This window comes from Streptomyces sp. NPDC058663 (assembly GCF_042716745.1).
Lineage (GTDB): Bacteria > Actinomycetota > Actinomycetes > Streptomycetales > Streptomycetaceae > Streptomyces.
Genome location: NZ_JBHXRV010000011.1, coordinates 2,118 through 22,586, shown reverse-complemented (window position 1 = coordinate 22,586; position 20,469 = coordinate 2,118). Strand labels below are relative to the sequence as shown.

Sequence of the window (20,469 nt, the reverse complement as noted above, 5' to 3'; positions counted from 1 at the left end):
ACACGCCGCGGACCCGACCCGGCCGCCGCGGCTCGTACGGGCCCCCGCCCGTTGCCCGTTTTTCAGCCGCCCACGTACTCCGCCAGGTGCTGACCCGTCAGGGTCGAGCGGTCGGCCACCAGTGCGGTGGGCGTGCCCTCGAAGACGACCAGGCCGCCGTCGCGGCCCGCGCCGGGACCGAGGTCGATGATCCAGTCCGCGTGCGCCATCACCGCCTGGTGGTGCTCGATGACGACGACCGACTTGCCGGAGTCGACCAACCGGTCCAGCAGGCCGAGGAGTTGCTCCACATCGGCGAGGTGCAGACCGGCGGTCGGCTCGTCGAGTACGTACACGCCGCCCTTCTCCGCCATGCGTGTCGCCAGCTTGAGCCGCTGCCGTTCGCCGCCGGACAACGTGGTGAGGGGCTGTCCGAGGGTGAGGTAGCCGAGTCCGACGTCGGCGAGCCGCTCCAGGATCCGGTGCGCGGCCGGAGTGCGCGCCGGACCCTCGCCGAAGAACTCCGCCGCCTCGGACACCGGCATCGCGAGCACCTCGCTGATGTCGAGGCCGCCGAGGCGGTACTCCAGTACCGCCGCCTGGAACCGCTTGCCCTCGCACTCCTCGCAGGTGGTCGACACCCCCGCCATCATGCCCAGGTCGGTGAAGACGACGCCCGCGCCGTTGCAGTTCGGGCAGGCGCCCTCCGAGTTGGCACTGAAGAGCGCCGGCTTGACATCGTTCGCCTTCGCGAACGCCTTGCGGATCGGGTCGAGGAGTCCGGTGTACGTCGCAGGATTGCTGCGCCGCGAGCCGCGGATCGCGCCCTGGTCGACCGGGACGACCCCCTCCAGGTGCGCCACCGAACCCTGGATCAGCGAGCTCTTGCCCGACCCCGCGACCCCGGTGACGACCGTGAGCACGCCGAGCGGGATGTCGACGTCGACGTTCTGGAGGTTGTGCGTCGACGCGCCGCGGACCTTCAGCGCTCCGGTGGGCTCGCGCACCTCGTCCTTCAGCTTGGCCCGGTCGTCGAAGTGGCGTCCCGTGACGGTGTCTGCGGCCCGCAGCTCCTCGACGGTGCCCTCGAAACAGACGGTGCCGCCCGCCGCTCCGGCCCCGGGGCCGAGGTCGACGACATGCTCGGCGATGGCGATCGTCTCTGGTTTGTGCTCCACGACGAGCACCGTGTTGCCCTTGTCCCGCAGGCGCAGCAGGAGGTTGTTCATCCGCTGGATGTCGTGCGGGTGCAGGCCCGTGGTGGGCTCGTCGAAGACGTAGGTGACGTCGGTGAGCGCGGAGCCGAGGTGGCGGACCATCTTCACCCGCTGCGCCTCGCCGCCGGACAGCGTGCCGGACGCGCGGTCGAGCGAGAGGTAGCCGAGGCCGATCTCCACGAAGGAGTCGAGGGTCTGCCGCAGCGCGGCGAGCAGCGGGGCGACCGCCTCGTACCCCTTGCCGGACGAGCGCGGGGACGGCTCGCACAGGGTGCCCACCCACTGGGCCAGATCGCTGATCTGCATCGCGCAGGCATCGGCGATGCTCACCTTCTCGATCTTCGAGGAGCGGGCCTCCGCGGTGAGCCGGGTGCCTTCGCACTCGGGGCAGGTGGTGAAGGTGACCGCACGGTCCACGAATTCACGGATGTGCGGTTGCATCGACTCGCGGTCCTTTGAGAGGAACGACTTGTGGATCTTGGGGATCAGTCCCTCGAAGGTCAGGTTCACCCCCTCGACCTTCACCTTGGTCGGCTCCCGGTAGAGGAAGTCCTGCAGCTCCCGCTTGGTGAACTTCTCGATCGGCTTGTGCGGGTCGAGCAGACCCGACTCCGCGTAGACCCGCACCGTGAAGAAGCTGTCCGACTTCCAGCCCGGGATGGTGAACGCGCCCTCGGCGAGCGACTTCGAGGCGTCGTACAGCTGGGTCAGATCGATGTCGGAGACCGAGCCGCGGCCCTCGCAGCGCGTGCACATGCCGCCGGTGCGCTGGAAGGCCGCCTTCACCGTCTTCTTGTTGCCGCGCTCGACGGTGATCGCCCCGCTCGCCCGGACCGAGGGCACGTTGAAGGCGTACGCGCCGGGCGGGCCGATGTGCGGCTTGCCGAGCCGGCTGAAGAGGATGCGCAGCATCGCGTTGGCGTCGGTGGCGGTGCCGACCGTGGAGCGCGGGTCCGACCCCATCCGCTGCTGGTCGACGACGATCGCCGTCGTCAGCCCGTCCATGACGTCGACCTCGGGCCGCGCCTGCGACGGCATGAAGCCCTGCACGAAGGAGCTGTACGTCTCGTTGATCAGCCGCTGCGACTCGGCGGCGATCGTATCGAAGACCAACGAGCTCTTGCCGGAGCCGGAGACACCGGTGAACACCGTCAGATGGCGCTTGGGGATCTCGATGCTGACGTCCCTGAGGTTGTTCACACGCGCGCCGTGCACCCGGATCAGGTCGTGGCGGTCGGCGGCGCGCTGCGCGGTCGGCTGCGCGTCCGGTGTCTTCCTGGCCCTGCTCATCGTGTCTCCCGTGGGTGTGCGGACCGGTGTGCGCCCGGTGCCGGCGATCCGCCCGGATCCGTGCGCATGGCGCGCACGGATCCCGGGCCGGTGGACCTGCCCGCCCCGCCCACGGCCGGCGGGCGGGGCGGGGCTCCTGGGGATCAGACTAGGACCGGCCCGTGACCAGCGCTTCTCCATTCCTGACCGGACCCATCATGCGGCACATGCCGATCGACCCCTGCTCGGCGGAATCGGCGAAGCCGAACTTCTCGTAGAGGAAGCGCGCGGGCCCGTCCGCGATCAGCGTCACGTTCGCCGTGGCCGGCGCCCGCCGCTCCAGCTCCGCGGTGAGCGCGGCCATGATGCGCCTGCCGAGGCCGAGCCCCTGGTGGGCCGGCAGCACACAGATGTCCACGACCTGGAACGCGGTCCCGCCGTCGCCGATGACCCGCCCCATCCCGATCGCCTCCCCCTGGTGCTCCAGGACCACGCCGAACCAGGTGTTCGGCAGGGCGAGGGCGACGGCCTCGGGCGCCTTGTCGGAGAGCCCGGACTCCGTGCGCAGCCGCCGGAAGACCTCGACCGAGGGAACGCCTGCACGCAGCTCGTAAGAGTCACTCGTGACATTCATGCCTTACATGCTACGGGGTGTGCGCCCGCGGGTGACAGGCCGCTACCGCCCGCCCGCCCGGCGGGCCATACTCGGAGCCATGATCGCTGACGACCCGTACCTGTGGCTCGAGGACATCGAAGGACCGGAGGCGCTCGCCTGGGTGCGGGAGCGCACCGAGGAGTGCGAACGGGCCCTGGACGGTCCCGAGTTCAGGAAGCTGGCGGCCGACCTCCGGGAGGTGCTGGACGACGCCCGGCGCATCCCGTACGTCCGCCGCCGCGGCGACCTGCTCTACGACTTCCGGCGGGACGCCATCCATGTCCGGGGCGTCTGGCGGCGCACGACCCTGGCGGAGTACCGCAAGGAGGCCCCGGAGTGGGAGACGGTGCTGGACATCGACGCGCTGGCCGCCGCCGAGGGGGTCGACTGGGTCTGGGGCGGTGCCCAGGTGCGCTACCCCGACCGCCGGCGGGCCCTGGTGAGCCTGTCCCCGTCCGGTACGGATGCCGTCGTGGTGCGCGAATTCGATCTGGAGTCGGGGGAGTTCGTACCGGGGAGCGGCGAGGGCGAGGGGGCCGGCGCAGGCGAGGGGGTCGGTTTTTGCGTCCCCGAGGGCAAGACCGTGATCGGCTGGATCGACGAGGACACCGTCTATCTCGGCGCGGACTTCGGCCCCGGATCACTCACCACGTCCGGCTATCCGCGCACCGTGCGCCGCTGGCGGCGCGGTACCCCGCGCACCGAGGCCGAGACCGTCTTCGAGGCCGACCGGGAGGACCTGTCCGTCACGGCGTGGCACGACCCCACCCCGGGGTACGCACGCGACTTCCTCTCCGTACACAGGGACTTCTGGCACGGCGACCTCTACCTCCTGGCCGAGGACGGCCGCCGGATCCGGATCGACGTGCCGGCCGACGCGAGCGCGTACGCGCACCGCGAATGGCTGATCGTCAGCCCGAAGAGCGAGTGGCTGGGGCACCCGGCGGGCTCCCTGCTCGCGTTCGGCTTCGAGGCGTTCCTGGCGGGCGCGCGCGAGGCGACGGTGCTGTTCACCCCGAGTGCCCGCACCGCACTCGAAGGGCACTGCTGGACCCGGCACCACCTGATCCTGGACATCCTGACGGACGTCGCCACCAGCATCGAGATCCTCACCCCGGGAGGGGCGGGCGGTACGGGGTCAGGAGAGGGCGCCGCCGCCGCGCCGTGGACCCGCCACCTGCTGGCCGACGTTCCTCCGCTGGCCTCCGCCGCGATCACCGGCGTCGACCCGGACTCCGACGAGTACTTCCTGGCCGTCGACGGCTTCCTCCAGCCCCCGACCCTCTACCGGGGCGAGGCCACGGGCCGTCCCGGCAGCGCGAGGGAACAGCTCAAGGAGTCGCCCGCCCTCTTCGACACCACGGGCCTCGACGTCGCCCAGCACTTCGCCACCTCCGACGACGGCACCCGTGTCCCGTACTTCGTCGTCGGCCCCGCCCATCCCACCGCCCCCGGCCCGGCGCTCCTCTACGGATACGGCGGCTTCGAGCACTCCCTCACCCCCGGCTACAGCGCACTGGAGGGCCGTGGCTGGCTGGCCCTCGGCGGTACGTACGTGGTCGCGGGCATCCGCGGCGGCGGGGAGTACGGACCTGCCTGGCACCGCGCCGCACTCAAGGCCGACCGCCCCCGCGCCTTCGAGGACTTCGCCGCCGTCGCCCGCGACCTGGTCGCCAGGGGCCTCACCACTCCCGAACGGCTCGGCATCGAGGGCCGCAGCAACGGAGGCCTGCTCGTCGGGGCCATGCTCACCCGCTGCCCCGAACTCTTCGGCGCCGCGATCATCGGGGCGCCGATCCTCGACCTCCGCCGCTTCCACCTGCTGCTGGCCGGTGCCTCCTGGACCGCCGAGTACGGCGACCCGGACGACCCCGCCGACCGCCCGCACCTCGACGCGATCTCCCCGTACCACCACTTCCGCGCCGACCGCAGCTACCCGCCGACGCTCCTCTACACCGCCACCAGCGACGACCGGGTCCACCCCGGCCACGCCAGGAAGACCGCCGCCCTCCTGCGCGCCCAGGGCCACGAGGTCCTCTTCCACGAAACCACCAGCGGCGGCCACAGCAGCGCGGCGGACAACGCGCAGGCCGCGAAGCTGGAGGCGCTGAAGTACACCTTCCTGCACCGCACCCTGGGGGCCGGGATCCGGCGCGACTGAGGGGTGGTCGAGGCCGCGGCCGGGTGGTGGCGGCCGTGATCTGCGTGGCGTCGCTCCGAGGTGGCTCGGCGGGGCCGCTGGGGGGGGCTCAGACCAGGACGGCCAGTTCCTTGAATCCGCGCATCACGAAGTTCGGCGTGCGCTCCGGCTCCGCGGCCAGGCGGAGTTCTGGCGCCTGGGTGAGGAGCGCCCGCAGGGAAGCCGCGAGTTCCATCCGGGCCAGGGGTGCGCCGATGCAGTAGTGGATTCCCGCGCTGAAGGAGATGTGCGGGTTGTGCGCCCTGGCGAGGTCCAGCCGGTCCGGATGGGCGAACACCGCGGGGTCGTGATTGGCGGACCCGAAGAGCAGGGCCACTTCGGCTCCCCGCTCGATCCTGACGTCGCCGATCTCGATGTCGTCGAGCACCCAGCGTTCGAAGAGCTGGAGCGGGGTGTCGTAACGCATCAGCTCCTCCACCGCCGTGGGGAGCAGCCCGTCCGGATCGGCGCGCAGGGCCGCCAACTGGTCCGGATTGCGGAACAGGGCGTACCAGCCGTTCGTGGTGGCGTTCACCGTCGCCTCGTGTCCTGCGTTCAGCAGCAGGACGCAGGTGGAGATCATTTCCTGCTCGGTGAGACGCTCGCCGTCCTCGTGCGCGGCGATGAGTCCGGAGATCAGGTCGCTGCCGGGGTGCTCGCGGCGGTGGGCGATCAAGTCCCGCAGGTACGCGGAGAATTCGAGCGAGGCACGGACGGCGCGTTCCGCGGTCTCCTGTGACGGGTTCAGCTCGTACATGCCGCAGATGTCCGCCGACCAGGGGCGCAGCGGTGCCCGGTCGGGGCCGGGGATGCCGAGCATCTCCGCGATCACGGCCACCGGCAGCGGTTCGGCGACCGCCCGCAGCAGGTCGCCGCCCCCCTCCGCCACCAGCTCCGCCACGAGCTCTGCCGCCAACTTATCGACGTACGGCTGTAGTTGCGTGACCGTACGCGGGGTGAACGCCTTGGCGACCAGGCGGCGGATGCGGGTGTGGTCCGGCGGTTCCAGGTCGAGCATGCCGTGGTCGTTCAGGGTGTGGAAGGGCTCGTGCTCGGGTGGCGGGGCGGTGCGGCCGAACTCCTCGTGCGGGAACCGGTGCTGGTACGAGCGGCCCAGCCGGCGGTCGCGCAGCAGCGCGGACACGTCGGCGTGGTGCGGCACGAGCCACTGGTTCGTGGGCTCGAACCAGTGGGCCCGGCCGCGGGAGCGGAGTTCGGTGTATGCGGGGAGGGGGTCGGTGAGGAAGTCGGGTGACCAGGGGGAGAAGGGGGCGTTCATGGGGGGACGCTAGCGGGTGGGGGGCGGTTGGGCCAGGGCCGTGGGAGTGGGTGGTGAGGTGCCCTGGGGCGGGGACGGGTTGTGCGGATCCGCCGGGGGCGGGCGGTGGTGCGTTGTTCGGCCCCGCCGCCCGAGGGGGCCGGCGTACCGGGTGCCCGACCGGGACCGCAGCCAGGGCTCACACGGGTAGATGCCGCGCGAAGAACGACCGTACGAGATGCCGTACGGCGGGCACGGTGACCCGCGGCTCCCCCGGGCCGACCATGGCGGCGCGCGCCTCGGCGGACACCAGACCGGCCTGCTCGAGCTGGGGGACGAGGGCTGCGTAGTCGGTGAAGGCCCAGTGGTGGGTGCGGGCGAGCTGCCGGCGGGCGACAGGGCCGCCGTGGGCCAGCAGGGCGCCCCAGCCGCGGTCCAGCCGGGCATCGCGAAAACCGTCGGTGCCGGCCAGCAGCAGGGGGCGGTCCGTCGTGCGCCGTGCGACCGGCAGGAGTTCGCCGTCCATCCAGTCGAGGTATCCCTCCAGGTTGACCGCGGCAGCGATCCGCGGGTCCTCGTGGAGAGCCTGTGCGGCCGCGGTGCCGCCTGCCGAGTGCCCGTACACGCCGACCCGGTCGAGACCGAGGGCGTCGATGACGAAGCGGAGGTCGGCGACCCGAGTGTCGATCATGGTGCGGAAGGTGGCCGGGTCGGGCGGGCCGAGCAGCACGGTGGGCCGGACCCGTGCGCGGCCCGGACGGGCGTCGGGGAACTCGACCACGACGGCCTCCCCGGGGTGGTCGACAGTGACGACCGTCCAGCCGTACGAGGCGAGATCGACGGCGAGGGAGCTGCCCAGGGCACGCGGGTCGCCGCCGCCCGGGGAGTGGATCAGCACGGGCCGGCGGCCGGGCAGGGCAGGGGCGCCGGCTCTGGCATGGGTGAGGGTGGCGGCCCAGTCGACCCCGGCCGCAGGGAGCGGGTGGATCCAGGGCGCCACCTCGCCGAAGTGCGTGGCGGCCGCCGGGGTCATGTGCGGTGCACGAGGAAAGCGGCGGTGGCCGGGGGCGGCCGGACGCAGGACCGTGACCATGAGTTCACGGACGCCGATGGCGGGGGCCCACGGGTCGTTGCGGGAGGCGTCGACGAGGTGACGCACCGAGGCAGCCACGGGGTGCGGCCCGTGGGGCGCCGGAAGGCGGAGCGGCGGTGCTCCGGTGGTGTGCCCGGCGGCGAGGGCGGGAGAGGCCCCGGGCAGCAACGCGCCGGCCCCTACGAGGGCGCCGTGGAGCAGAGTACGGCGGCTGGGATCCGAGAAGAAGGTCATGCCCGGCATCCTGGCCGCGGCCCACGCACCCGCACGAAGGTTGAGGCTCACGCCGAAAGGCTGGCGCGAGACGGGCCCGGGGCACATGGTTGCGGGTTGCGGGTTGCAGGCCGCGTGGGTGCCGGAGGGCGCGGGTGCCGGGAGTGGGCGGGCGGGCGCAGCCGGGGAGGTGGGCAGGGTGACTGGTGCCGGGTGGCTGGCAGCGCGGGTGACTCGTGCGGGTGGGGGTGCGGGACAGTGGGGGAGGGCACGGCGGGCAGGCGTCCCGGGAACCCGGGCAGGAACGACGGCGAGGTTGTGCGTGATCCGGATCCACTTCAGCGCGGACGACTTCGCCCGCGTCCATTTCGCTCCGCGGCCCTCGCCCGTGCCCGAACTGCACGCGGCACTCCTGATGTGGGGCGTACCCGACGAAGGCGTGTTGTTCGGGCGTTGGCGGCACGGGCTGCTGCGGACCCTGCCGCGTGCCGTCGAGCCGCTCGCGGCTCTCGTGCCGGACGGGAATCCGCCCGCCTTCCTCGACGTACTCGGGGACACCCCGGCCGAAGGGTTCGCTCTGATCGGGGAGCACAGCCCGGAGTTCGTACGGGCGGAACTCGCGCGGACCTACGCCGGACGCGCCGCGCCGCCGTGGATCCGCGCCCTGCACGACGGGGACGCCGACGCCTGGCGGACCTTCGGACGGGCGCACCGGGCGGCGTACGAGACGGTGCTCGCCCCGGTGTGGAACCTCGTTCAGGACCTGCACCGGGCGGAGTTCACCCGCCACGCCCTGCTGCTCGCCGAACAGGGTCTCGGCGCCGCCCTGACTGCCTTGGTCCCCAACTCCCGCCTGTCAGACGGTGTTTGGGAGCTCCCCTGCCCCGGGTCGCCCCGCCGGCGGGACGTACTGCTCGACGGGCGGGGCCTGCTCCTGCTGCCGACCTTCCACTGGCGACGCGGCCCCCTCGTCCAGGACCCGCAGAGCCGAAGCGGCCACCAGGGCCGGCCGGGCTCCCAGGGCCGCTCCTGCTCCCGGGGCCGCCCCGTTTCCCTCGCGTATCCGGCGGGACATGGGCTGCCCCTGACCCCGGACGGAGCCGCGGGGGTGTCGGGCGAGCCGCTCGCAGGGATTCTCGGCCGCACCCGGCTCGCCCTGCTGCGCTCGCTCGACCAAGCTGCCACGACCACCGGCCTGGCCCGCCGCATCGGCGTCAGCAACGCCACCGCCTCGGCCCACGCCGCCGCTCTGCGCGCCGCCGGATTCGTCACCACTGTCCGCGCGGGGCGCTCGGTCCAGCACCACCGCACGCCGCTGGCGGACCTCCTGCTGACCGGCGGAGACGGCGACGGTCCTGGACGACGCGAGAGCGAGCGGTCCTGAGAGCCCGTGCAGGAGCCGCCCGCCTCCCACCCGCACCGCGACGTCCGAATTCCGCCGGTGCGCCGGCCACCCGCGCCCGAGACTGGGGCCATGCCGAACACCACGTACACCCCGCTGCCCATTTCCCCGGAAGCGCTCGACGAACTCCGCAGTGCCGACGACGCGGGCCACAGGCCGTCTCCCTTCACCGCACGCCGGGACGGTGCGCCCGTCGACTGCGTGGGCAGTCCGCTGCGCTGCTGTCTGCGCGCCGTCGAGGAGGGTGAGCGGGTGGCGCTCGTCTCCTATGCACCACTGCGCCGCTGGGCCCGCGCATCCGGCGCCGTGCCGGGTGCGTACGACGAGGTCGGCCCGGTGTTCGTCCACGCGGACGCGTGCGGCGGGCCGGACCCGACGGACGGGGCCTACCCCTTCGCACGGCCCGGAGCCCTGCGCACCCTCCGGCGCTACGACGCCGCGGGCCGCATCGCCGGCGGCCGCCTCTTCGAGATCCCGCAGAACGCCGCGGCCGGCTTCGACGGCGCCCTCGCCGAGGCCTTCGCCGAACCGGAGGTGGTGCTGGTGCACGTACGGGCGGTGGAGTACGGCTGCTTCCAGTTCGAAGTACGCCGGGGCCAGGGTCTGCTGTGAGGTGATCGGCCCGGTCACTGCCGGACGCACACCCGGCTCCGTCGTGCGTCGGCGCCGGCGAGGAGGGGGTGTGCTTGCCGGTCAAGATCATTCAGAATGAGTCGTATGACGATGTCCAGAGCACGTGCGCAGAGAGCCGTTGGCACCTCCCGGGCGCGGGAACAGGTCGAAGGACCCGTGCCCGCACCGGGACCCGGCGAGGGTCAGGTACGAGCATGCTGATCACTGTCGAGGACGTGGAAGCCGCAGCCGAGCGGATCGCCGGACACGTCCTGCGGACCCCGACCGTGCCGAGCCCCGGACTGTCCGACCTCCTGGGCGCGCAGGTCACCGCGAAACTCGAACTGCTGCAGCGCACCGGCTCTTTCAAGGCGCGCGGAGCGACGGCGAAGCTGCTCGCCCTCAGTGAGGCCGAACGCGCCGCAGGGGTGGTGGCGGTGAGCGGCGGCAATCACGCCATCGCGGTCGCCGTCATGGCCGGGGCGCTGGACATCAGGGCGACCGTCGTCATGCCACGGGCCGCCCCCGGCCGCGCCGTCGACATCGCGGAGGCCGCCGGGGCGAGCGTCGTCCTCGCCGACACCATGGACGGCGCGTTCGCCGTCGTGGACGAACTCCGGACGAAGGGGCTTGCCCTCGTCCACCCCTTCGACGACCCCGTGGTCATCGCTGCCCAGGGCACGGTCGGCCTGGAGCTGGCGGAGGACGCCGGCGAGCTCACCGACGTACTCGTCAGCATCGGAGGCGGGGGGCTGATCTCCGGGGTCGCCGCCGCGCTGCACGCGCGCCGTCCCGGAGTACGGGTCTGGGGCGTGGAGACCGAAGGCGCGCGCGCCATGTCGCAGGCCCTGGCCTCCGGCGGGCCGGTCCCCGTCGAGCTGTCGTCGATCGTCTCGACGCTGAGCGCCCCCAGTGCCTCACCGCTCACCTACGAGCACGTCTCGGCGCTGGTCACGGATGTCGTCACGGTGACCGACGCCGAGGCCGTGCAGGGCACCCTCGACCTGGCGGAACATGCCAAGGTGTGGGCCGAGCCCGCCGCCGGATGTCTGCTGCCCGCGGCACGCCGGGTGCTGGAACGCGTCGGGGAGGGGGCCAGGCTCGGACTGGTGGTCTGCGGCGGCAACGCGACGACCGCCGACGTGGCCGGCTGGGCCGAGCGCTTCGGACTGCGCTGACCGCCGTACGGGTGCCGGGCCGACGACCGCGCGACGCGTCACGGCCCTTGGCCCGGCCCCGTTGCCGGGCCGCCGCCCCCGGCCCCTGGCTTCGTGCCCCGCGGCGCCGCCCCCGCCCCCGGCCCCTGGCTTCGTGCCCCACGGCGCCGCCCCCCGCCCCCTGGCCTCTGGCTTCGTGCCCCGCGGCGCCAGCCCCCCCCGGCCCCGGCCCCGGCAACGCGGTCAGATGGTCCTCACCGTGCTCCGCCGCGCGCTCGCCGACGCCTTCACCGCAGGTCCCACGGGCCCACGAGGGTCAGAGCGAGCAGGGCCGAGGTGCACCGGCCTTCAGGCCTCTTCCGGGGGCCCGACGGGGTGAGCCGTGTCTCACCCGCGCGGCGCACCTTGTCTATGCAACAAGTTGCATAGCAGGATCGCGGTGTGGCACTCGAACACGCGATTCTCGTCTCCCTGCTGGAGCAGCCGGGCTCCGGTTATGAGCTGGCCCGGCGCTTCGAGCGGTCCATCGGCTATTTCTGGACCGCCACCCACCAGCAGATATACCGCGTGCTCAAACGGATGGAGAGCGAGGGCCTGCTCGACGTGCGGGACGTGGTGCAGCAGGGGCGGCCCGACAAACGGGAGTACTCCGTCGCCGTGCCGGGGCGGGCCGTGCTGTCCGAGTGGCTGCACCGGCCGAGCGAGCCAGAGAGCCTGCGGCACGACCTCGCCGTGAAGATCCGCGGTGCAGCCTTCGACGACCCCGCCGCCCTGCTCCGCGAGGTCGAGCGCCACCACCGGGCGCACCAGGACCGGCTGGCCCACTACCTCGCCGGGCAGGAGCGCGACTTCACAGGACCCGACGCCCCGGTGCCGCACGACGCCGGGCAGGAGCTCCAGCACGTGGTCCTGCGCGGCGGGATCGCGTACGAACGGATGACGATCGCCTGGCTCGACGACGTGCTGGCCACGGTACGGCGCCTGGCCGCGGCCGGCCCCCGCTGAACCCGCGCCCCGCACCGAGCCCGCTCCCCGCTGCACTCTCACGCCGCTGAACTTTCACCCCGCAGCACGCTCACCCCGCAACACCCTCACTCCGTAACACCCTCACCCCGCAACACCCTCACCCCGGAAATCCCTCACCCCCGGAAGGCGGACCTCCATGGCCGACTCGCTCCTCTTCAACCCGCGCACCTACGACCCGCAGGGCTTCGACGCGGAGACCCACCGGCTGCTGCGCGCCACCGTCGACTGGTTCGAGGCACGTGGCAAGCGACGGCTCATCGAGGACTACCGCACCCGTGCCTGGCTGGGGGACTTCCTCGCCTTCTCCGCCAAGGAGGGCCTGTTCGCGACGTTCCTGACGCCGGCCGCCGCCGCAGGCGACAGCACCGACAAGCGCTGGGACACCGCCCGCATCGCCGCCCTCAACGAGATCTTCGGCTTCTACGGGCTCGACTACTGGTACGCCTGGCAGGTCACCATCCTCGGGCTCGGCCCGGTCTGGCAGAGCGACAACGCCGCCGCGCGCGCCCGTGCCGCCGAACTCCTCGACCAGGGTGAGGTGTTCGCGTTCGGCCTCTCCGAGAAGGCGCACGGCGCCGACATCTACTCCACCGACATGCTCCTCACCCCCGAGGCCGACGGCGGCTTCCGCGCCACCGGCTCCAAGTACTACATCGGCAACGGCAACGCGGCCGGTCTGGTCTCCGTCTTCGGCCGCCGCACCGACATCGAGGGCCCCGACGGCTACGTCTTCTTCGCCGCCGACAGCCGCCACCCCGCATACCACCTCGTCAAGAACGTCGTCGACTCCTCCAAGTACGTCAGCGAGTTCCGCCTGGAGGACTATCCGGTCACCGCCGCCGACGTCCTGCACACCGGCCGAGCCGCCTTCGACGCCGCGCTCAACACCGTCAACGTCGGCAAGTTCAACCTCTGCACCGCCTCCATCGGCATCTGCGAGCACGCGATGTACGAGGCCGTCACGCACGCCACCCACCGCATCCTCTACGGGCGCCCCGTCACCGCCTTCCCGCACGTGCGCCGTGAGCTGACCGACGCGTACGTACGTCTCGTCGGCATGAAGCTCTTCAGCGACCGCGCCGTCGACTACTTCCGCACCGCGGGCCCGGACGACCGCCGCTACCTCCTCTTCAACCCGATGACGAAGATGAAGGTGACCACCGAGGGCGAGAAGGTCATCGACCTGATGTGGGACGTCATCGCCGCCAAGGGCTTCGAGAAGGACAACTACTTCGCCCAGGCGGCCATCGAGATCCGGGGACTGCCCAAGCTGGAGGGCACCGTCCACGTCAACCTCGCGCTGATCCTCAAGTTCATGGGCAACCACCTGCTCGCCCCCGCCCCGTACGAGCCCGTCCCGACCCGGCTGGACGCGGCCGACGACGACTTCCTCTTCCGCCAGGGCCCGGCGCGCGGTCTCGGCTCGGTCCGCTTCCACGACTGGCGGCCCGCCTACGACGCGTACGCCACCCTCCCCAACGTGGCCCTCCTGCGCGAACAGGCCGACGCGCTCTGCGAGTTCGTCACCACCGCCGCCCCCGACGAGGAGCAGAGCAAGGACCTCGACCTGCTCCTCGCCGTCGGGCAGCTCTTCGCGCTCGTCGTGCACGGCCAGCTCATCCTGGAGCAGGCCCGCCTGACCGGTCTCGACGCGGACGTCCTGGACGAGCTGTTCGCCGTGCTCGTACGGGACTTCTCCGCGCACGCGGTGGAACTGCACGGCAAGGACTCCGCCACCGAGCAGCAGCAGAGCTGGGCGCTGGGCGCCATCCGCCGCCCGGCGGTGGACGAGGCCCGCTCGGCCCGCGTCTGGGAGCGGGTCGAAGCGCTCTCCGGGTCGTACGAGATGGCCCCGTAACCGCGATTCGGGCGACCCGGGCTCCCCACGGGCCCGGCCCACGGCACCCCGGTCGCGGGGCGGACCTCCGCCTCGCGACCGGGGTTTTCAGCCTGGCTCCGGCAGGCGGGCCTCCGCCTCGCGACCGGGACTTTTCAGCCCGCCTCCGGCGTCCCCTCGGCAGCCGCCTCCGCGGCGATCCGGTCGAACTGGGCACCCATCGCCTCCGACAGCGCCTGGGCGGCGGTCAGCGGGCGGACCATGACCGTCAGGCTGTCGATCTTGCCGTTCTCGTCGAAGTGCAGGAAGTCGCAGCCCTCGATCTGCTTGCCCGCGACCTTCGCGGTGAAGACCAGGGCGTGGTCCCGGCCCTTTGCGTCGGCGATCTCACGGACGTACACGAAGTCCTCGAAGACCCGCATCACTCCGCGCAGGACCGCGGCAGTGATCGCCTTGCCCGGGTACGGCTTGAATGCGACGGGGCTGGTGAAGACGACATCGTCGGCGAGCAGTGCGGCGATCGCCGCCTCGTCGCGGTCCTCGACAGCCTTGCGGAAGGGATTCACTGCGCACTCCCGGATAGTCAATTAGTTGAGTAGGTGTGCCGGTGAGTATCGAGGGTCGGGGGAGGGTTGTCCAGGGGCTGTGCGCGCGGTGGGCAGGGCCGGGGCCGCCGCCGGGCCCGGCCTCCCCCGGTAGTCACCTTTTTGACTAGGGGGTCGAGTGCTAGCGTGCCCCCATGGCACTGCGCAACGCCGTGATGGCGGCCCTCCTCGAGGGCGAGGCATCGGGGTACGACCTCGCCAAGAGCTTCGACGCCTCGGTTGCCAACTTCTGGACGGCCACCCCGCAGCAGCTCTACCGCGAGCTGGAGCGCATGGAGGCCGACGGGCTGCTCGCCGCCCGGGTGGTGCGGCAGGAGCGGCGCCCGGACAAGCGGCTGTTCTCGCTGACCGACGCGGGTCTCGCGGCCGTGCACGCGTACACCGCCGAGCCGCCCGGCAGGCCGAGCACCATCCGCGACGAACTCCTGGTCAAGGTCCAGTCCGTGGACGCGGGCGACGCCCCCGCGGTGCGCGCGGCGATCGCCGAACGGATCGACTGGGCCAAGGCCAAACTCGCCCGCTACGAACGGCTGCGGGCCACCCTGCTGGACGGCCGCGACGAGGACCAGTACCTCGACGAGTCCGACCGCATCGGGCCCTACCTCACTCTTCAGCGCGGCATGGCATTCGAGCGGGAGAACATCCGCTGGGGCAGAACCGCCCTGCGCGTCCTCGACCGGCGCGCGGCGCTGCGCCGCTGACAGGGGCACATCGGCCACGATGGAGCGCATGGCAAAGAGCGCGCTGGTGGTCATCGACATGATCAACACCTACGAGCACGAGGACGCGGATCTGCTGCTTCCGTCGGCGGGCAAGGCCGTTCCCGCCATCGCACGGCTGCTGGAGCGGGCCAGAGCCACCGGCGGGGACGTCCCCGTCATCTATGTGAACGACAACTTCGGGCAGTGGCGCTCGCACCACGGAGAGATCCTCGAGACCGCGCTCGCCGGACCGCACGCCGCACTCGTCGAACCGCTGCGCCCGGACGACGAGTCCCTCTTCGTGGTCAAGGCCAGGCACTCGATCTTCTATGAGACCCCGCTGACCTATCTGCTCCGTCAGCTCGACGTCGACCGGGTAGTGCTGAGCGGTCAGGTCACCGAGCAGTGCGTGCTCTACTCAGCCCTGGACGCGCACATCCGGCATTTCCGGGTCGCGGTGCCCGAGGACGCCGTCGCGCACATCCACCAGGATCTCGCCGATGCGGCGCTGACCATGATGGAGCGCAACATGTCCGCCGAGATCGGCGAATCCGGCACGCTGCCCCTGTGAGCGCACCGGGCCGCGGGTCACCGGAAGCCGCGACGGCCGTACGCCACCGGGAGCCGCACTCCGCCCCCGGTGACGTACGAACCCCTCAGAACGCCCCGTAGTTCACCTGCCACGTCGGCAGCCCCATCCGGCGCCACAGCTGCACCACCCGGTCCCGGTCGTCCAGCGAGACACGGACGGCGAAGCGGTCGCGGACGTAGCTGTCGAACAGCTCGGCCTTGACGAGGTCGTCGCGCCTCTGGTCGCGCGAGGGGCGCATCCAGAGCTCGTCGTACGGCACCTCGTGGCGGGTGAGCCACTCCTCCGTCTGCTCCCGGAAGTCCTCGCTGCGGCCCGAGAGCAGGACCAGCACGTCGCCGTGCGTGCCCCGGAACGCGTGCAGGGCGTCGCGCACCGACGGGTTGAGCACGTCGGTGCCGCAGCGCGAGAAGTCGTACGGGCCCCGGTCACCGGTCAGCGCCAGCGTGCCGTCGATGTCGCACATCACCGCCGAGGGCAGCGCCGGGTCGGCGACGTAGGGCGTCACCTGCGGCTCGTCGTTGAGCCACTCGGCGGTCAGCCGCCAGCCGCCCCGCCGGGCCTTCGCGTGCTTGTCGGCGAGGATACGGATGATCTCCTCACCGACCGGCCGTTCCCGCGCCGCGTCCCGGCGCAGACACTCCTCCACGTCCACGTCGGTGAAGTCGTGCACCTCGAACACCGCCTGTCCCGCGACCGCCGCCTTGAGGCGCTTGGGGATGTGCGAGGTGAGGTGGGTGTTGTCGACGACCACGTCGAACCCGCCGTCCACGGCGGCCCGGACTGCCGCGTCCTGCACGGCCAGCACGGTCTGCTCGTGGGCGTACGAACGGGTGCGCTCCTCGCCCTCTGCCGCCGGGATGTCGAGCATCGCCCGCAGGTCGTCGAGGTTCACCCGGCGCATCCGCCCGCCGGACCCGGCCTGGAGCCGGCGGGCCGCGGTGGTCTTGCCGGACGCGGGCAGACCGGTCATCACGTGCACGGTGGGCAGGGGAGCGGGGCCGCCCCCGGCGTCAGTGCCGCTGTCGGTGTCAGTACGGGCATCTGTGGTGGTGTCGGATACAGACATGGTTCAGCTGTCCTCATTGGTCTTGAACGGGTCGGCGGCCACCGGCTTCAGCGACCGCCACACCAGAAGGTCGGTCGGCCGCCCTTCGAGCCGCAGGAACATCGCGGACCGCAGCTCCCGGTCCTGCCATCCCTGCACGGCCCTGGCGAACGCGGCCCGGTCGCCCGCGAGTGGGGCGATCGTCGCATACGCCGCGTCGATCGCCCGCTCCCGGTCCGCCGCGGCCTCCTCCAGGGCCGTCACCACGCCCCGTACCCACGCGTCGAACTCGTCCGGCACCTGTTCCAGCAGGTCGTCCAGCGGACGGCCGGTGGCGGCTTCGGTGGGGGAGCAGCCGACCGCCTGGGCGATCTGCTTGGCGGGCAGGCCGGCGTCGGCGAACCGCTGGATGCCGTACCGGGTCCAGATGTCCCGCTCGGTGACGCCGGTCAGCACCTTGTGCAGCCGTACGTACTCGGCGATCTTCGCCTTCGCCCGCACCCCGGAGGCGAACCGCAGCACGAAGCCCTCGGCGTCCGTGCCCGTCGCGGGCGCACCCCCGATCAAGGTGTTCGAGCCGGTCAGCGCGAGCAGTTCGTCCAGCGGCATGGCGGGCCACAGCCGCACCACGGACCCGATCGGAGCCCACGCCTGCGCCGCCGTCTCCAGCGGCACTTCCGCCCCGTCGGCCCCGAACGCGGCGAGCAGCACCAGGTCGCGCCGGTCGCCGTAGTCCACGACGATCCGGTTCTCCGGGTAGAGGATCTCCGCCAGGTACGTCGTCCCCGGAACCAGCGCGGTGGTGTCGCGGGCGTCCAGGTGCCGCTGCGCCCAGGTCGCCTGCTCGCTGGTGAAGGAGCCCTTCGACGCCGCGTGCCAGCGGCCCGCGTAGTGGAAGACGATGCCGAGGCTGCCGTCGACCTTGTCGTACACCTCGAACGGCTCGTTGGGCAGCGCGGGCGCGTAGGGGCGGCCCGTGGCGTGCTCGGCCACGTTGAAGAACTTCGGCAGCGGCAGCGCCACCACGTCCCCGCGCTCGTCGTCGACCACCAGCCCCCGGCACCGCAGGGTCACTTCCGACCACGCCTGCTCGAACTGGCAGGAGCGGGAGTACGCGTAGAGCGACAGCGGCAGCGTGGGATGCGTCCTGCGCGTGAGGTGACCGGTTTCGACCGCCTTCGTGAGGTCGGCGGGAGAGAAGAGGGTGTCGAGGGCAATGCGGGGCGGGTTCATGGGTTTACTCCTGGTTTCAGTACCTCCATTCTTGTCGGGAACGGGAGTTCGGGACAGCGAATTTGTGCGCAGGGGCGGCCTGGTGCCTTCAATGCCCGGGCAGTACGCAGACGGTGTCCAGCCCGAGCACCCGGTTGAGCCTGCCGAACGCCAGCCACGACCCCAGACACATGGTCAGTTCGACCACTTCCGCCTGCTTGTAGGCGTGGTGCATCCGCGTCCAGAACTCCTCGTCGATGTGGTGGTGGTCGAGCGCGAACCGCTCCGCGTACTCCGCCGCCAGCCGGGTGCGTACGTCGAAGGCCTCCGTCGTGCGCCACTGGGCCACCGCGTCGGCGAAGCCGTCCTCGACCTTCTCGCCGTCCCTGTCGGTGCGCCAGTCCAGGCAGAACTGGCACCCGTTGATCTGCGCGATCCGCAGCCTGGCCGCCTCGAACTCGCGCAGTCCCAGGGTGGTGTGTGCGTACACGGCGAGCGAGAGATCGGCGGCGGCGGGGCCGATGCCGGGCACCAACTCGCCCCACACGTAGCCCAGCGGCTCCTTGCCCTCGGGAATGTCGATGTGCATCACGCGCCTCCGCCTTCTCCTGAGCGGACCCCGCGGCCCGCGCCCAGCCTGCCGAAAGCCGGCCGCACGGGCACGTCCAGTGCGTCGTACAACCCGGGCTTCGCCTCCACCAGCCAGTCGATCGCGTTGACCAGCCGGCCGACGGCGACCGCGTTGCCGCCCGCCGAACGGTTCTCGTCCTCGTCGTCGGCGGTGAGCGTGAGCTCGATCCGCGGCCGCCCCTCGACGATCACCCGGTGCGCCCCCGCGCCGTCCGGCGGCTGCGGCCAGTCCGGTGCGCAGGACGGATGGATGCGGGTGACGTGCTCGATCACCAGGCGCGGCACGCCCCCGACGATCCCCTGCACCTCGAAGCGGACCGCGCCCTGCGTGCCCGCCTCGAACTCGCCCATGGTGCGGGTGCGCACCGTGCTCTCCAGCGGGCGGCGCTGAAGCGTCTCGCGGATCTCGTCCAGCTCCACCCCCAGCGCCCGCGCCATCAGCCGCAGCTGACCGCCCCACACCATCGTCGGGACGGACTCGGCGAGCATCAGGGGCTGGTACTCCAAGGGGTGCCCCATGCCGATGAGATGGCGCACCGAGTCCTGCTGGTCGTACGTCGAGTAGTCGAAGACCTCCTGGCAGCGGATCGCGTCGACCACGCTGCCGAGCCCGCTGAGCAGCAGGGGCAGCGCGTCGTTGCCCCAGCCGGGGTCGATGCCGGACACGAAGAGCGCACCGCCGCCCTCGGTGGCCGCCGCCACCAGTGGTTCGCGCAGCTCGGGCGGGGCGCCGCGCCGGTCGTAGAGGGCGTACAGCGCGGGGGTGACCACCACCGCCCCCGCCCGCAGTGCCCGCGCGACATCGGCGAGTGCCTCGTCGGGCCGGGTGTCCCCGGAAGCGGCGTACACCACCGCGCGCGGCCCGGCGCCGAGCACCGCGTCGATGTCGTCGGTGGCGCTCACCCCCAGTTCGCCTTCGAGCCCGGCGAGTGCGGCGGCGTCACGGCCCACCTTGGCGGGACTGTGCACCAGTACGGACGTCAGATCGAGCTCCGGATGGGAGTCGACGGCACGGATCGCCGCGCGTCCCACATTGCCTGTTCCCCAGACAACCGTGGAAATCATGCGGCGGAGGGTAGCGCGCAGGGTGTGCGTTTCCCAGAGCGGTGACGTCATGTGCGGAGCCCGTTCACGGGCGGGGTGTAAGCCTGAGGTACATGGTGAGGGTTGTTCCCGTGGTGCGCCCGAGGCAGGCTCCGGTGCATGGAATTCTTCGTCCATCACCGCGACCGTCCCGGCTCCCTCCCGCTGCGCGGCGACCTGCTGGAAGCGCACTGGTCCTACATGGACCGCTACGCGAAGGAGCTGATCGCGCGCGGCCCCACCTTCGCGGCCGACGGCGAGACGCCCTCCGGAAGCGTGCACATCGTCGACCTCCCGGACCCCGCGGCCGCCCGTGCGTTCGCCTTCGACGAGCCCAACCACCAGGCGGGCGTGTACCGGGACGTCCTGGTGCGCCGCTGGCGCAACCTGCTGGGGCGCACCATGTGGGAGTTCCCCGGCGGCGCGTCCGGCGGCAACCGCTATCTGGTGCTCGGCCTCGGCCCGGGCGAGGTCACCGATGACGGCATACCCGACGGCGTACGGGACGACCTGATCGCGTACGGGCCGCTGCTCTCCGACGACGGTGCCACCTGGCTCGGCACGGCGGCGCTGGTCCGGGCCACGGATCCGGCAGCCGCGCGCGCCGTCCTCACCCCGCACGGGTACGACGCCATCGAGGTGCACGACTGGGAGTTCGGCGGACGCAGGAGTTGACGGTGGAGCCGACGGCGGCGCCCCCGTGC

Annotated in this window: 18 protein-coding genes; 9 read left to right on the top strand and 9 right to left on the bottom strand. The window is 72.0% G+C overall.

Annotated features, from left to right (window positions below; genetic code table 11):
• Positions 1-62: 62 nt before the first annotated feature.
• A complete protein-coding gene (locus ACFWVV_RS10390) occupies positions 63-2,486 on the bottom strand; it encodes an ATP-binding cassette domain-containing protein (protein ID WP_384345312.1) in 2,424 nt (807 codons plus the stop codon).
• 148 nt (positions 2,487-2,634) lie between these two features.
• Entirely contained in the window at positions 2,635-3,099 is a 465-nt protein-coding gene (locus ACFWVV_RS10385) for a GNAT family N-acetyltransferase (RefSeq protein WP_384345309.1), read from the bottom strand.
• 79 nt (positions 3,100-3,178) lie between these two features.
• On the opposite strand from ACFWVV_RS10385, the gene ACFWVV_RS10380 reads away from it, so the two are divergent.
• The gene (locus ACFWVV_RS10380) at positions 3,179-5,281 is read left to right on the top strand and encodes a prolyl oligopeptidase family protein (RefSeq protein WP_384345306.1); all 2,103 of its coding nucleotides are present in this window, start codon (positions 3,179-3,181) and stop codon (positions 5,279-5,281) included.
• Between the two features lie 88 nt (positions 5,282-5,369).
• Here the strand turns inward: ACFWVV_RS10380 and ACFWVV_RS10375 are convergent, their stop codons facing one another.
• Both ACFWVV_RS10375 and ACFWVV_RS10370 read right to left on the bottom strand, forming a co-directional pair.
• Positions 5,370-6,578, bottom strand: coding sequence for a cytochrome P450 (locus tag ACFWVV_RS10375; RefSeq protein WP_384345303.1), 1,209 nt, complete (start codon positions 6,576-6,578; stop codon positions 5,370-5,372).
• 178 nt (positions 6,579-6,756) lie between these two features.
• On the bottom strand, positions 6,757-7,935 hold the full coding sequence (locus tag ACFWVV_RS10370) for an alpha/beta fold hydrolase (RefSeq protein WP_384345300.1): 1,179 nt from the start codon (positions 7,933-7,935) through the stop codon (positions 6,757-6,759).
• A gap of 250 nt (positions 7,936-8,185) precedes the next feature.
• Here ACFWVV_RS10370 and ACFWVV_RS10365 point away from each other — a divergent pair, with 250 nt between their 5' ends.
• From ACFWVV_RS10365 to ACFWVV_RS10345, 5 genes are all read left to right on the top strand, one after another.
• Positions 8,186-9,247, top strand: coding sequence for a helix-turn-helix domain-containing protein (locus ACFWVV_RS10365; RefSeq protein WP_384345299.1), 1,062 nt, complete (start codon positions 8,186-8,188; stop codon positions 9,245-9,247).
• 90 nt (positions 9,248-9,337) lie between these two features.
• A complete protein-coding gene (locus ACFWVV_RS10360) occupies positions 9,338-9,877 on the top strand; it encodes a DUF1203 domain-containing protein (protein WP_384345296.1) in 540 nt (179 codons plus the stop codon).
• Between the two features lie 215 nt (positions 9,878-10,092).
• Positions 10,093-11,055 (top strand): threonine/serine dehydratase, encoded by a 963-nt coding sequence (locus ACFWVV_RS10355; RefSeq protein ID WP_384345294.1) that lies wholly within the window; start codon positions 10,093-10,095, stop codon positions 11,053-11,055.
• A 420-nt stretch (positions 11,056-11,475) separates the two neighbouring features.
• Positions 11,476-12,039: a PadR family transcriptional regulator gene (locus ACFWVV_RS10350; RefSeq protein WP_384345291.1), complete on the top strand. Its 564-nt coding sequence runs from the start codon at positions 11,476-11,478 to the stop codon at positions 12,037-12,039.
• 157 nt (positions 12,040-12,196) lie between these two features.
• On the top strand, positions 12,197-13,918 hold the full coding sequence (locus tag ACFWVV_RS10345) for an acyl-CoA dehydrogenase family protein (protein ID WP_384345288.1): 1,722 nt from the start codon (positions 12,197-12,199) through the stop codon (positions 13,916-13,918).
• A 134-nt stretch (positions 13,919-14,052) separates the two neighbouring features.
• Here ACFWVV_RS10345 and ACFWVV_RS10340 read toward each other — a convergent pair whose 3' ends face one another.
• On the bottom strand, positions 14,053-14,463 hold the full coding sequence (locus ACFWVV_RS10340) for a nuclear transport factor 2 family protein (RefSeq protein WP_384345285.1): 411 nt from the start codon (positions 14,461-14,463) through the stop codon (positions 14,053-14,055).
• Positions 14,464-14,636: 173 nt separating this feature from the next.
• Here ACFWVV_RS10340 and ACFWVV_RS10335 point away from each other — a divergent pair, with 173 nt between their 5' ends.
• Positions 14,637-15,203: a PadR family transcriptional regulator gene (locus ACFWVV_RS10335; RefSeq protein WP_384345282.1), complete on the top strand. Its 567-nt coding sequence runs from the start codon at positions 14,637-14,639 to the stop codon at positions 15,201-15,203.
• A gap of 28 nt (positions 15,204-15,231) precedes the next feature.
• Positions 15,232-15,774 carry a cysteine hydrolase family protein gene (locus ACFWVV_RS10330; RefSeq protein ID WP_384345280.1) on the top strand — a complete coding sequence of 181 codons (543 nt, stop codon included), beginning with the start codon at positions 15,232-15,234 and terminating at the stop codon, positions 15,772-15,774.
• Positions 15,775-15,859: 85 nt separating this feature from the next.
• Here the strand turns inward: ACFWVV_RS10330 and ACFWVV_RS10325 are convergent, their stop codons facing one another.
• From ACFWVV_RS10325 to ACFWVV_RS10310, 4 genes are all read right to left on the bottom strand, one after another.
• Positions 15,860-16,861: an AAA family ATPase gene (locus ACFWVV_RS10325; RefSeq protein WP_384345277.1), complete on the bottom strand. Its 1,002-nt coding sequence runs from the start codon at positions 16,859-16,861 to the stop codon at positions 15,860-15,862.
• Between the two features lie 3 nt (positions 16,862-16,864).
• A complete protein-coding gene (locus ACFWVV_RS10320) occupies positions 16,865-18,073 on the bottom strand; it encodes an RNA ligase (protein WP_384345274.1) in 1,209 nt (402 codons plus the stop codon).
• Between the two features lie 88 nt (positions 18,074-18,161).
• Entirely contained in the window at positions 18,162-18,641 is a 480-nt protein-coding gene (locus ACFWVV_RS10315; protein ID WP_384345271.1) for a carboxymuconolactone decarboxylase family protein, read from the bottom strand.
• Positions 18,641-19,747, bottom strand: a complete 1,107-nt coding sequence (locus tag ACFWVV_RS10310; RefSeq protein WP_384345268.1) for a dihydrodipicolinate reductase — start codon at positions 19,745-19,747, stop codon at positions 18,641-18,643. The genes ACFWVV_RS10315 and ACFWVV_RS10310 overlap by 1 nt, the downstream gene beginning before the upstream one ends.
• A gap of 138 nt (positions 19,748-19,885) precedes the next feature.
• On the opposite strand from ACFWVV_RS10310, the gene ACFWVV_RS10305 reads away from it, so the two are divergent.
• The gene (locus ACFWVV_RS10305; RefSeq protein ID WP_384345266.1) at positions 19,886-20,440 is read left to right on the top strand and encodes a YciI family protein; all 555 of its coding nucleotides are present in this window, start codon (positions 19,886-19,888) and stop codon (positions 20,438-20,440) included.
• The last annotated feature ends 29 nt before the right edge of the window (positions 20,441-20,469 follow it).

Excerpts from the sequence above, each read along its gene's own strand:
- ACFWVV_RS10390 (WP_384345312.1), bottom strand. The coding sequence starts at position 2,486 with ATGAGCAGGGCCAGGAAGACACCGGACGCGCAGCCGACCGCGCAGCGC.
- ACFWVV_RS10385 (WP_384345309.1), bottom strand. The coding sequence starts at position 3,099 with ATGAATGTCACGAGTGACTCTTACGAGCTGCGTGCAGGCGTTCCCTCG.
- ACFWVV_RS10380 (WP_384345306.1), top strand. The coding sequence starts at position 3,179 with ATGATCGCTGACGACCCGTACCTGTGGCTCGAGGACATCGAAGGACCG.
- ACFWVV_RS10375 (WP_384345303.1), bottom strand. The coding sequence starts at position 6,578 with ATGAACGCCCCCTTCTCCCCCTGGTCACCCGACTTCCTCACCGACCCC.
- ACFWVV_RS10360 (WP_384345296.1), top strand. The coding sequence starts at position 9,338 with ATGCCGAACACCACGTACACCCCGCTGCCCATTTCCCCGGAAGCGCTC.
- ACFWVV_RS10355 (WP_384345294.1), top strand. The coding sequence starts at position 10,093 with ATGCTGATCACTGTCGAGGACGTGGAAGCCGCAGCCGAGCGGATCGCC.
- ACFWVV_RS10345 (WP_384345288.1), top strand. The coding sequence starts at position 12,197 with ATGGCCGACTCGCTCCTCTTCAACCCGCGCACCTACGACCCGCAGGGC.
- ACFWVV_RS10335 (WP_384345282.1), top strand. The coding sequence starts at position 14,637 with ATGGCACTGCGCAACGCCGTGATGGCGGCCCTCCTCGAGGGCGAGGCA.
- ACFWVV_RS10330 (WP_384345280.1), top strand. The coding sequence starts at position 15,232 with ATGGCAAAGAGCGCGCTGGTGGTCATCGACATGATCAACACCTACGAG.
- ACFWVV_RS10325 (WP_384345277.1), bottom strand. The coding sequence starts at position 16,861 with ATGTCTGTATCCGACACCACCACAGATGCCCGTACTGACACCGACAGC.
- ACFWVV_RS10320 (WP_384345274.1), bottom strand. The coding sequence starts at position 18,073 with ATGAACCCGCCCCGCATTGCCCTCGACACCCTCTTCTCTCCCGCCGAC.
- ACFWVV_RS10315 (WP_384345271.1), bottom strand. The coding sequence starts at position 18,641 with ATGCACATCGACATTCCCGAGGGCAAGGAGCCGCTGGGCTACGTGTGG.
- ACFWVV_RS10310 (WP_384345268.1), bottom strand. The coding sequence starts at position 19,747 with ATGATTTCCACGGTTGTCTGGGGAACAGGCAATGTGGGACGCGCGGCG.
- ACFWVV_RS10305 (WP_384345266.1), top strand. The coding sequence starts at position 19,886 with ATGGAATTCTTCGTCCATCACCGCGACCGTCCCGGCTCCCTCCCGCTG.